The organism is Cryobacterium sp. M91 (genome assembly GCF_002929615.1).
Lineage (GTDB): Bacteria > Actinomycetota > Actinomycetes > Actinomycetales > Microbacteriaceae > Cryobacterium > Cryobacterium levicorallinum.
Map to the genome: position 1 here is coordinate 77,135 of NZ_PJJT01000089.1, position 11,964 is coordinate 89,098.

Genomic DNA, 11,964 nt, shown 5'->3' on the forward strand with positions numbered 1-11,964 from the left:
CTGAGATCGGTCTGGGCACCTCGGTGGCGGGAAGACCTAAACTGATGGTGACCGACTACCGCAAAGGTGCTGATGGACGCTCACGATCTTCCTTCTCGTGTACACGTGCATAACGCACCGATGGCGGCGATCTCCCCCCGCCTTCTCGCTTCGTGGCGGCGCAGTGAAGACTACGGCGTCTCCCTTGACGACGTCCAGCCCATGTTCTCGGGCACGTACGACGACGAATCGCTGTTCGTCGAGTGTGGGCGTGAGGTCCTGACAGAACTGCACGACACCCTCTCGTCCGAACCGGTCGGACTCATGCTCACCGATGCGGAGGGACTCGTGCTCAACCGACTCAGCGGAGACCGCCAGCTGCTGCTCGCGCTCGACGATGTGCACTTAGCACCAGGATTCTCGTACTCCGAGCGGCAGGCGGGCACTAATGGCCTCGGCCTCGCCCTCGCCGATCGAGTACCCACCCTCGTGCGCGCGGAAGACCATTACACGCTGAGCCTGCGCCTGTACAGCTGTGCCGCTGCCCCGGTTTTCGACCCGGTGAGCGGTCGGCTCGAGGGGGCGGTGAACCTGACGACCTGGTCGGAGAAAGGCTCTGACCTGCTGCTCGCGCTGGCGCAGACGGCTGCCACGTCGACCGCGAACCTCATGCTCGCTCGATCGCAGGGCCACCACCCGCGGCGGGTATCGCGCGGCCAGGTCTTTCGCATCGAGGGTCTACGGGAGCAGTCGGGGAACGCTCCACTGCGCGATCTGTCGGACGCCTGGAACAATGCCGTCACCCGCACCGTCGAAGCCCTCACCGCGGGCCGTATGGTTGCAGCGGTGGGCGAGCGAGGTTCGGGACGAGCTACGCTGTTGGCCCAAGCCGTTCGGCAGGTGTACCCTCACGACCGGCTGTTTGCCGTACGCGCCCCAGCGCCGCGCGACACGGATTCGTGGTTCTCGGTCTGGACACCCGAGCTCAGCCGTCCCAACACCGGGTTCGTGCTGTGCGACGTTGATGATCTCTCCTCTCCCGCCGCCGAGCACCTGCGCGCGATGCTGGTCGGCGAGCGCACCTCCGACGCGGCTGCCTGCCCAGTGTCCGCAGAGCATTTCGATGCCATTCCGCTGCCACTTCGCACCCTTGTCGAAACGGTGGTGCAGGTGCCTCCGCTGCGTGAGCGGGCGGCCGACATCCTCCCCCTCGCCAACCATCTAGCCTGGCGGGCACGCCGCCGCGAGGTCGATTTCACCACCGCCGCTTCACGCGCGCTCACCGACTACGCCTGGCCGGGAAACGTCGAGGAACTCGCTCAGGCCGTCAGAGAGGCCGCGAGCCGCACCGATTTAGTCGACGTGCGCCACCTTCCGCCACAGATACTGTCCCGCGGCCAGCACCTTTCGCGCATCAAGGCGTTTGAGCGCGACGAGATCGTGCGCGTGCTCAGTAGACCCGGTGCCACCTCAGAAGGTGCGGCGGCCGAGCTGGGAATGAGTCGCGCCACCGTGTACCGCAAACTGGCGCAATACGGAATTCAGCTCCCCCGCCACGACTGAACAACATCCCTCGAGACGAGGCACCGTAGGCCTCAACCGCGCGCTGTTGCTCGCCGCATTCGCCGCGCTCAACGCACCAGTCTCACGCAATGGCTGCACCCGAAGATCGCCCAAGGCAAACATCACAGCCAAGCCTTCATTCCGGAGCCCGCCGCCGCTGCGACGTCCTCTCCACCATGATCCGAGACGACACAATCGTATAAATCGGGTCCACACTCCCGACTGGACGAAACCGCGGGGCTGCAACAACGCGCAGTGCCCGTCTCAAGTTGAGATAGTCGCCATCACTCGGAACTCCATCGGCCTAATACTCTCGTCACACCGGGGTTCAGAAAAAAGGCTCCGGGACCGCCATTTGGCCTGCATCGACAACGACGTCAAGGAGCCCCACATGTCCGCAATAAGTCCCATCCGCACAGTCATCAGCCCGGGGCGCTACGTCCAAGGGCCGGGAGCCATTTCCCGTCTGGGCGAGTTCCTCGCACCCATCGGAGACACACCCCTGATCGTCGCCGATGATGCCGTCTGGGGTTTCGTGGGGCACGATGTAACCTCATCCTTGAAGACGGTTGGGCTGCCTGTCACCCGAGAAACGTTCCGTGGAATCCCGTCTGCAAGAGAGATCAATCGCCTCGTTGCCGTGATCAAGAGCACGAATGCGAACGTCGTCGTCGCCGTCGGCGGCGGAAGTACGATCGACGCGGTCAAAGCATCCGGATTTCTCGCAGGTATCCGGTGGGTGACCGTACCAACGGTCGCTTCCACGGATGCGCCGACTTCCGCCTTGGCCGTGGTTTACACCGAAGAAGGTGCATTCGAGGAGTACCGCTTCTTTCCTCGCAACCCGGACCTCGTCCTTGTCGATTCGCAGATTATTGCCAACGCCCCGGCGGCCTTTCTCGCAGCGGGAGTGGGCGACGCTTTGGCCACCTGGCTTGAGGCACGGGCAACGGCAGCTTCAAACTCGCTGACGATGGCCGGGGGCCTTCCTACCCTCACCGGCACCGCCCTGGCCCGACTTAGCTGGGATGTCCTTTGGGATAACGCGCTGCCAGCTCTCGACGCTGTACGCGATCACCTCGTAACCCCGGCAGTCGAGAAAGTCATCGAGGCGAATACTCTGCTTTCGGGCATGGGGTTCGAGTCCGGTGGTCTAGCCGCAGCCCACGCCATCCACAACGGGCTGACGGCGGTACCGCAAACACATGGACTGGCTCATGGGCAGAAGGTCAACATCGGTTCACTCACTCAGCTGGTACTTGAGGGGGCACCAACCGGCGACATCCGGGATTTCATCGAGTTCACCACTCGAGTGGGCCTCCCCACAACTCTCACCGAAGTCGGGCTGACGGTGGAAAGCTCCCAGGAACTCGCATTGGTCGCCAGTGCGGCTACCGAGAAAGGCGAGACCATTCACGCGATGCCTTTCGACGTGCGGCCGGCCGATGTTGTTTCGGCCCTTAAGTCGATAGAGCGTTTCTCTCGCCGGGTCCGCGAGGAAGCCAGCCTCCCGGTTCCGACGCCATACGTGGCTGCTCACTGACGTGTTCTTGGGCTTCTCCAGTCCAACCGGGCTGAGGCCGCCGACGACCTGATTGTTTAGCGGTTTCGATTTGCTGAAATCATATGCGGACGGATCAGAGACCTCGCTTGGAATCAACTTCGTATCAGCTGGCGGGCACCTCGCCGATCCCAGCCGAGGTGCCCAGCATCGCCTCCACGATCGCCGCTCAGATCTCGTTCACCTCGGGTGCGGTGAGCGGATCGGAGATGATCGGCGCGCGTCGACTTTGCCTAGGGAAGTCCAGCCAGCAGGTCCCGTGGCTAACGTGCCGGATTAGACGACAACCCGCGACAGAGGTATGAGATTGGAAAGGCCCGCTGCTTCGCCACCGTCAGCCAGGTACTCCGCTCCGGTACAGAACGAAGATTCATCACTCGCGAGAAAGAGAACGAGATTGGAGACTTCTTCAGGCTCTCCTAGTCTATGCATGGCCGTGTTGCTGGGGTTAGGGCTCAGTCCCACAGTCATCGGTGTCCTGACAGCACCGGGGTGCACCGAGTTCACTCGGATACCATCGGCCGCGAGGTCGAGGGCCACCGACTTGGTCAGCCCGCGCAGAGCGAACTTCGAAGCGTTATAGACGCCCAAACCCTCAAACCCGACGAATCCGGCGATTGAGGAGATATTGATGATGGATGCGTGCTCGGATTGCTTCAGTGCGGGCAGGGCCGCCTGGATCCCCCGAAAAGCACCGGTGAGGTTGATTGCGATCGTCCGGTCCCACAGCTCCATTGTCGTGTCTTCCAGGCTCACGAATTCCGCGATTCCGGCGTTGTTCACCAGGATGTCCAGTCCCCCGAAGCTCTCAACCGCGACCGCAACGGCCCGGTCCCAGTCCTCAGAGTCGGTGACATCCAAATGAACGTATCTGGCATTAACTCCGAGCTCATCGGCGAGCGCTTCACCCTGGGCATCTCCGATGTCACCGAGCACGACACGGGCTCCTTCCCGAATCATGGTGCGCGCGTGCGCGGCGCCCATTCCCTGTGCGGCCCCACTGATCAGTGCAACTTTTCCAGCTAAACGTGCCATGGTTCTGCTCCTTCAACATTCGTGTTTTTCGAATTTGTCTGGCTTGAGCGCACCCGCGTGCGGCCGTCAGACGGTGTGGCGCGACAAGATGGCGTTGTTAGCTAGGCCGGCGATTTCCCCGCCGTCAGCTAGGTATTCAGCGCCCGTGCAGAACGAAGCCTCATCGCTGGCAAGAAAGAGCACGAGATAGGAGACCTCTCGTGGCTCGCCCATGCGGCGCATGGCCACATGGCTGGGGCTCTCACTGAGTCCCTCCGACAGCGGGGTCTTGATGACGCCAGGATGTACCGAGTTCACGCGGATACCGTGCTTCGCCAGGTCCAGGGCCATGGATTTCGTCAGTCCACGGACTCCGAATTTGGAGGCGTTGTAGACGCTGAGCCCTTCGTAGCCGACAAAGCCTGCCGTGGAGGACAGGTTGATGATGGACGCACGTCCTGATTTCTTCAGTTCGGACAGGGCTGCCATGACTCCGCGGAACGGGCCAGTGAGGTTCACCGCGAGGGTTCGATCCCACAAGGCCATGGAGGTCTCCGCGATGGGCGCGAACTCTGCGATGCCCGCGTTGTTCACGAGGATGTCGAGGCCGCCGAATCGCTGGACGGCCGTGTCGACCGCGTGGATCCAGTCGTCCGGTTTCGTCACGTCCAGATGAACGTAGACAACGTTGTCTCCCAGCTCGGCAGAAAGGGCCTGCCCCTCAGCGTCAAGGATGTCGCCGATGACAATGCGTGCGCCTTCCTCGCTGAAGAGGCGTGCATGCTCTGCGCCCATGCCGCGAGCTGCCCCGGTAATGAGTGCGACTTTGCCTTGTAGACGATTCATTTCACTACTTCCTATCGTTGAGGGCTGATGCACGGAGGGCCCTCGCTGATTCGGAGAAGCAATCATTTCTGACTGATCGACTCCGAGCGAAGGCCCCGTGGCTATGTTTCGTTACAACTTGTCGTTCGCCAGTTCATCGGCAAACGATGCCCCGCGCGTTACGGTGCCAGTCCCTGCATGGGCCCGGAAAGGTCAATCCATCCGCCACCGTCAACAGGAGTGCCGTCGATCTTCATGTAGGTCACCTGCCGGCTGAAGGACCGTGCGTACTGGCCGTCGAAGGCATCCCAAGTCTTGGAGAAGTCGATGACAGGGGTCATGCCGCCGTTGTCCACAACGGTTGTCGAAGCGGCGGCGAGGAAGCTCTCCGGCGTGATGTCCCCCGTGATCGACTCGGCGATCTGTGTGAAGGCGCTGTATCCAGACCAAGCTGACAAGGCTCCCAGGGAGCTGTAGTCGAACGTGTCCGGAGCGTCGTTGGCCGTGAGCGCTCCACGGAAGTCGTCCCAGACGGCGTCGTTCAAAGGCATGTAAGCGCCGGTTACAACGCTGTTCTTGACGCCGGCAAGGTCTTCATATCCCTTGGTCGAAACGGCGTTCAGGTTTCCCTGTGCTCCGTACAGAGTCTGCGTTCCGCCGGACTGAGCGAACGGCGCCATCATGCCCGAGATATTGTTCTCTCCGAGGAACATACTGATGCAGTCAGTGCCGTCAGTGGCCTGGGCGACAACGGAACTGTAGTCGGTGGCGGTGAGGGGAACGCGAATGAATTTGAGTTCCTTCTCGTAGCCGTACGCCTTGGCGATATTGCTGAAAATGATGTTCGTGTCGTCGGTGACGCCCGGGATGTCCAGCTCAAGAACCGCGATGTCCTCGCACCCGTCCTGAACCGCACGAGCAACACCGGCGGGGTTCAGCACCGGGTTGTTGCCCATCTGAAATGTATTCGGACTCGTGTACTCAGCGGCGGCAAGGTTGCAGCACGCGCCTAGGATGGCCATGCTCGCGGCACTATAGATAGGGACGTTGACGTATGCGTTGTAGCTGAATGAACCCACATCAGCGATTGCACCCGCGGCGATTGCGTCACGCGCACAAGCGGCGGTGAGCGTAGGGTCACCCTTGTCATCGCACACGGTGATTTCGAGCGGGTGTCCGGCGATACCACCCTGGTCGTTGATCCACTTTTCGTATGCCTTTGCGGCCACGAAGATGTTCTCGTACGTCGGGCCGTTCCAGTCGGCGGCAGCCACCGTCACTGTCTTGATGGGGGTGCCGACCGCTGCGCCAGCCACGGACGCGCTGCCATCGATGGCGGAACCGGAGCTACAAGCGGACAGCATGAGGGCGGCAACGGCGACAGCAGCCACGACCCCCAGCTTCTGGGTGGATTTACGGAAATTGATCAATTGAGCTCCTCCTTGAGCTGAAATGTGGTGCGGGCCGAACCGCGAGGTTTGAGTCATGTCGCTCGTTTCCCGATGGGGGTGAGGATGCTGTGGGATAAGCGACAACCATCCAGTTGCTCAAGCAAACGATTGGTTGATTTATTTTTTACCACCCCCTCCAACAGGTGTCAAGAGAATTCTTTTCCGGTGATCTCGGGCCAGGCGAACCGGCAGGCTCAGCACTTAATCAAACAAACGATTGACGGATAGTGCATGTCTGGGTCAAGCTGTCTCTCACGCCATCACTTCAGGAGGATCCGTGCATGACACAGTATCTGCGCCCAACACCTTTGCTGTGCCCCGCGACGGCGAACTCACCCAGATCGCTCCCGGGATCTTCTGGGGGCGCCTTCCCCTTCACTACGCCCCTCACCACGTCAACATCTACGTTCTTGACGACGGTAACGCTTGGCTCGTTGTCGACACCGGAGTCGACAGCACGGCCAGCCGAGAAAGTTGGCTTTCCCTCATCTCCGGACCGCTGGCGTCCAAGCCGATCACTCGTATTCTTGTCACGCACTGGCACAACGATCACCTCGGAATGGCCGGCTGGCTCGCTCGCCGTACGGGAGCAACCCTGCTGATCAGTGACGAGGAGCACCAGCGCGGAGCGAGTCAAGCGGATCAGACACGTCACGCTCGCGATGCCCGGGAGCGGCGTTACCTGCTGGCCCATGGCGCCGCCGTCCCAGTGCTTGACCGATGGCTTGCTGAAGGCTTTCAGAACATGTCGATGATCTCTCCCCTTCCCGAAACCTACATTCCGATCGGACCTCGTGATCCGGTGAGAGTGGGGAAACGGACGTTTCAAATCCTCCCGCTATCCGGGCACTCCCCTCTTGCATCTGGCCTGCACTGCTCCGAAGACCACATATTCATCTGTGGAGACCAACTGTCAGACCGGCTCGTGCCTCCCGTCGCCGTCATGTCCGACCAGCCCGACGCAAATCCCTACGCTGGGTTCATTGCATCCATGGACCTTATCCGACGGACCATCCCCGAAGACACGCTCATCCTCCCCGGACACGAGGAGCCATTCAGGGGCGTTGCCGCCGCACTCGCCAGACAGGCGACCAAACACACCGAGGTCTGCAACCGATTACTGAAGGCGGCCCACGAACCTCAGTCCGCCGGGGAACTGGTTTCCCAGCTGAGCCGATCCGACCCCGGTTCGACTTGGTTCGGATTCGTTGTGTCGCGCGTCGTTGCCTACGCCCATCTCCTGCTGGCCTGGGGACACTTGAGTCGGGTTGTCACCGACGGAAGAATATATTTCACGACCACTCTCACCGAGGAAATCGAGATCTCTCAATTCCTCCCTACTACCGAAACGGAGACCACCCCATGACCCACTGGTCCGGATCATTTCTCGATACCGAACTCGACATCACGCTGAAAGGACGAGTTCGCGTCTTCGACCTTGCGGTACGTCTGGAAAACGGTATGGCTCGACACCCCCACCACCCGCCCTACTCTTTCGCCATGGCCAAAACGCATGGCGGGCACGGATACCGTGACGGCGTCTCTGCCGCGATGGAGATGATCGCCATGGGCGCTCACGTCGGCACGCACATTGACGCCCTCGGTCATGTGTCGAAAGACGGCATGACCTTTGGGTGTCGCGACGTGCTCATGGGCACCGAAGGGCTGGGCGGCCTCGACGCCGGCAGCATCGAGGAGATGCCACCAATCATTGGTCCGGGCTACCTTGTCAACGGCCCTGAGCTCTTTGGTCGCGACCTCACCCCGGCCGACAGCTTCGGCCCCAGGGAACTGGAGCAGTGGTTCACCGGTCGCACTCTCCCCATCCCCGGATCAATCGTGCTCATCCGCACGGGTTGGATGAAGTACTGGGCGGATTCCGAACGCTACATCGGGCTTTCAACGGGACTCCCCGGAGTAACCCTCGAGGGCGCTCAATGGCTCAGTGCGAAAGGCATTCTCGCAACGGGATCCGACACCATGAATTACGAGCACAAGCCTTCTTCCGCCATCATCAACCTGCCCGTGCACGTTCACAACCTGGTTGAAATGGGAATTCCCATCATGGAATCCATGGACCTCGAAGAACTGGGCAAGGCAGGCGTCTCTGAATTCACATTCATCGCAACACCACTGCGCATCGGTGGAGGGACCGGCTCCCCCATTCGGCCTCTCGCGATTGTTCCGCAATAACCACAACCGTCAGGGCCGAATAATTTCCCAGGTTTCTTCCGCAGCACTAGTCACGGGAGGAAATCCGGGTGTATTATTCAAACAATCGTTTGGCTGAATTATAAGGAGTACAAATGCCCACCACAGAAGAGCGCAATGCGAGGGAAGTGTTCACCAGCGCCGCCCGCGTGTGGCTCCAAGAGAACGTCCCCGCGCGTTGGAGGGAACACAGAGGCAGCTTGAGCGAGAAGGAAACGGACGAGATCCGACACGAGTGGGACCGTCAGCTTCACCGCGGCGGGTTTGCCGGACTCTCCCTGCCTAAGGAATTCGGTGGCCAGGGGCTCTCCATGGTTGAAGAGGTGATCTTCCACGATCTCGCCGCCCAGGCTCAGGCCCCCGACGGGCTGGCCCGCATCGGCCGTATCCTGACGGCACCCAGCCTGATCGGCCACGGAACGGATGAGCAACTTGCGCGCTTCCTGCCGAAGATCCTCAACGGGGATGAGATCTGGTGCCAGGGATTCTCCGAGCCCAATGCCGGATCAGACCTCGCAGGCGTATCTTGCCGAGCAGTCAAAGTCGACGGCGGATATCTCATCTCGGGCCGGAAGACCTGGACCAGCTTCGCCAAGATGGCCCATCGTTGCCTCCTTCTGGCCCAGACGGATCCGAGCGCGCCCCGCCACAAGAATCTCACCATGTTCCTGCTGGACATGAAGCAGCCCGGCGTGAACATCAGCCCGATCAAACAAGCCTCCGGACTGACACACTTTGCCGAGGTCCAGTTCGATGACGTCTTTGTCGCCGACGCCGACCGGGTATCCACGGAAGGCTCAGGGTGGAAAGTCGCCATGACGACCCTGATGAATGAACGCGGAGGCGTCGAAGCGACAAGCCGCTATGTCGAGATTCGCTCCGACATGGATCTCCTGCTCGCGACGCTCGGTGACCGGCCAGACCTGCGAAAGCAACTCGACGAGTTGGACATTCGGGTCGAACTGGTCCACTGGCAGGTCTCCAAAGCGGTTGACCTTGAGCTCGACTCACCGGATTTCTTCCGGGCGACATCCATTTTGAAGCTGCTGTGGAGCGAGCTGTGGCAAGAAACCTCCATTCTCGGACTCGAGAACATGACCCCCGAAACATCGGATCACTGGCGTCTGCAGTATCTCGAAACCCGCGCCTCCTCGATCTATTCGGGAAGCAATGAAATCCAACGAAACATTATCAGCGAACGAGTATTGGGGTTGCCGCGATGACACTTCTCACCACGCGTCCGGGCGAGATCGGTCTGCTTGCCGCCGGAGCGATCCGTTCAGCCCTCGTCAAGGCCACGGACCAGGCGAACATCTCCTCCTATATCGAAGGGCAGTCCCCTCTCGCCTGGAGCGACATTTCTGATGCCGGCTGGGACCTTGTCGGCGTCACCGAGGACGACGAGTCCGCGACCCTTCGCGACCTTGTGGAAATCGCCAAGGCCTGGGGAGAAATCACCGTTCAGCTCCCTCTGCTGACCACGATCATGGCGAAGCGCCACTGCGCCAGCGCAGCCGAGCACGATGGTCCCGTCACCTTCAGCATTCCCACACGCGCTCTCTCCGCGGGCACCGGGATGGTGCCTTTTGGTCAGATCGCAGACATGCACGTGGTCTCTGATTTCATCTCCGAGACGAGCTCCCTCGTTGCCGTGCAGAGCCTCGCCAGTGACATTTTCGCTCCCAGTCTGCGAGCCGCCCACTCATCGCACATCACAACGTTCACTGCGGAGGCCGCCCGTGAAATATCTGTCGTGTGGGCTGCGGAGGGCAGCGGTATCGCCAAACGCGCCGTGGCCGATGCCGTGACGTACGCCAAGCAGCGCATGCAGTTCGGTAAGCCGATCGGCTCGTTCCAGGCTGTCAAACATCACTTATCGAATGCCCACATGGACGCCGAACAGGCGGAAACCGCCGTCGTCTGGGGCAGCCTGGATCCCGCCAACGCGCATCGCAGTGCTGTCTACTCGCTCGACCTCAGCATCCGCGCTGTTGAGCTGGCGATTCAAGTTCACGGAGGCATCGGATTCACCTGGGAGATGGGTCTTCACTTTTACTTGCGCCACCTCATCACCCTGCGAGAAATGGTCACGGCGCTCGGTGAACATGCCTGAAGCCGTCATCGTCGCCACAGCTCGATCGCCGATTGGTCGCGCCTTCAAGGGATCACTGACCGAGATCCGCGGTGATGACCTCACCGCGCAGATCACGATCGCCGCCCTGGCCCAGATCCCCGAGCTGGACCCTGCCACCATCGAGGATTTCCTCCTCGGCTGCGGCCTCCCGGGAGGGGAACAGGGCGCCAACCTCGGCCGAATTGTTCCGCTTTTGATGGGCTACGACGACATCCCCGGGACGACGGTCAATAGGTTCTGCGCGTCCAGCCTGCAAACGACGCGTATGGCCATGCACGCCATCAGAGCGGGTGAAGCCAATGTGCTCATCTCCGCCGGCGTCGAGATGGTCTCCCGCATCCGCGACGGAAACCCAGATGACCCTCAGTACGGCAACAGTGCCTTCACCTCCGGAACACCGCAGCCCGGAGATTGGGTTGACCCCAGGATCACCGGGGACATGCCCAATGCATTTGTCGATATGGGAACGACAGCCGAGAACATCGCGGGCATTCGAGGCGTTTCGCGTCGGGAAATGGACGAGTACGCCTTTCGGAGCCAGGCGCTGACAGAGCAGGCGCGTCTATCTGGCTTCTGGGACCTCGACATCACACCCATCACGCTTCCGAACGGCACCGTCGTCAGCCGCGACGACGGACCGCGTCCCGGCACGACGATGGAGAAACTAGCCGGGTTGGAACCCGTCTTCCGCGAGGGTGGATCTGTCACGGCTGGTAATTGCTGTGGTCTGAACGACGGGGCGGCGGCCCTCGTCATCATGAGTGCTCAGCGGGCAAAAGAACTGAACCTGACGCCCCTCGCGCGGATAGTCTCAACGGCCGTCTCCGCGCTTTCCCCCGAGATCATGGGCCTCGGCCCCGTCGAGGCGAGTAAGAAAGCGTTGGTCCTCGCTGGGCTCGGCGCCCAGGACCTGGATCTCGTAGAGATCAACGAAGCCTTCGCCGCGCAGGTCGTCCCTTCCTACCTAGAGCTGGGCATCCCGCTCGAAAAGGTGAACGTTAACGGTGGGGCCATCGCCATCGGTCATCCCTACGGGATGACCGGCGCGCGGATCACGACCACGCTCATCCACTCATTGCAGTGGCATGACAAGCAATTCGGTCTGGAGACGATGTGCGTTGCGGGTGGCCAGGGCATGGCCATGGTTATCGAGCGGCTGTCCTGACAACTTTTCAAAAGCGTGAGAATAAAACAAACGATTGATTGATTTTTCGACATACGTGGTG

The 11,964-nt window shown here is 61.0% G+C and carries 10 protein-coding genes; 7 read left to right on the top strand and 3 right to left on the bottom strand.

All coding sequences use genetic code 11. The annotated features are described in order from the left end of the window. The first annotated feature begins 105 nt into the window (after window positions 1–105). A complete protein-coding gene (locus CXY80_RS14825) occupies window positions 106–1,542 on the top strand; it encodes a GAF domain-containing protein (protein ID WP_233195405.1) in 1,437 nt (478 codons plus the stop codon). A 391-nt stretch (window positions 1,543–1,933) separates the two neighbouring features. Then, window positions 1,934–3,085, top strand: a complete 1,152-nt coding sequence (locus CXY80_RS14830) for a glycerol dehydrogenase (RefSeq protein ID WP_092448197.1) — start codon at window positions 1,934–1,936, stop codon at window positions 3,083–3,085. A gap of 294 nt (window positions 3,086–3,379) precedes the next feature. On the opposite strand, the gene CXY80_RS14835 is transcribed toward CXY80_RS14830, so the two are convergent. The 3 genes from CXY80_RS14835 to CXY80_RS14845 form a co-directional block, all read right to left on the bottom strand. Continuing rightward, entirely contained in the window at window positions 3,380–4,138 is a 759-nt protein-coding gene (locus tag CXY80_RS14835; protein ID WP_092448062.1) for a glucose 1-dehydrogenase, read from the bottom strand. Between the two features lie 66 nt (window positions 4,139–4,204). Continuing rightward, window positions 4,205–4,963, bottom strand: a complete 759-nt coding sequence (locus CXY80_RS14840; RefSeq protein WP_092448061.1) for a glucose 1-dehydrogenase — start codon at window positions 4,961–4,963, stop codon at window positions 4,205–4,207. A gap of 158 nt (window positions 4,964–5,121) precedes the next feature. After that, on the bottom strand, window positions 5,122–6,372 hold the full coding sequence (locus CXY80_RS14845; protein ID WP_158251670.1) for an ABC transporter substrate-binding protein: 1,251 nt from the start codon (window positions 6,370–6,372) through the stop codon (window positions 5,122–5,124). A gap of 298 nt (window positions 6,373–6,670) precedes the next feature. Between CXY80_RS14845 and CXY80_RS14850 the strand changes: the two genes are divergently transcribed. The 5 genes from CXY80_RS14850 (at window position 6,671) to CXY80_RS14870 (ending at window position 11,903) form a co-directional block, all read left to right on the top strand. Beyond that, entirely contained in the window at window positions 6,671–7,759 is a 1,089-nt protein-coding gene (locus CXY80_RS14850; protein WP_158251671.1) for an MBL fold metallo-hydrolase, read from the top strand. Next, window positions 7,756–8,586 (top strand): cyclase family protein, encoded by an 831-nt coding sequence (locus CXY80_RS14855; protein ID WP_104132947.1) that lies wholly within the window; start codon window positions 7,756–7,758, stop codon window positions 8,584–8,586. Before CXY80_RS14850 ends, CXY80_RS14855 begins: the two co-directional genes overlap by 4 nt. Window positions 8,587–8,699: 113 nt before the next feature. Next, the gene (locus tag CXY80_RS14860; protein WP_092448057.1) at window positions 8,700–9,827 is read left to right on the top strand and encodes an acyl-CoA dehydrogenase family protein; all 1,128 of its coding nucleotides are present in this window, start codon (window positions 8,700–8,702) and stop codon (window positions 9,825–9,827) included. Continuing rightward, window positions 9,824–10,717 (top strand): acyl-CoA dehydrogenase family protein, encoded by an 894-nt coding sequence (locus CXY80_RS14865; RefSeq protein WP_104132948.1) that lies wholly within the window; start codon window positions 9,824–9,826, stop codon window positions 10,715–10,717. Before CXY80_RS14860 ends, CXY80_RS14865 begins: the two co-directional genes overlap by 4 nt. Then, a complete protein-coding gene (locus CXY80_RS14870) occupies window positions 10,710–11,903 on the top strand; it encodes an acetyl-CoA C-acetyltransferase (RefSeq protein WP_104132949.1) in 1,194 nt (397 codons plus the stop codon). Before CXY80_RS14865 ends, CXY80_RS14870 begins: the two co-directional genes overlap by 8 nt. Window positions 11,904–11,964 lie beyond the last annotated feature (61 nt).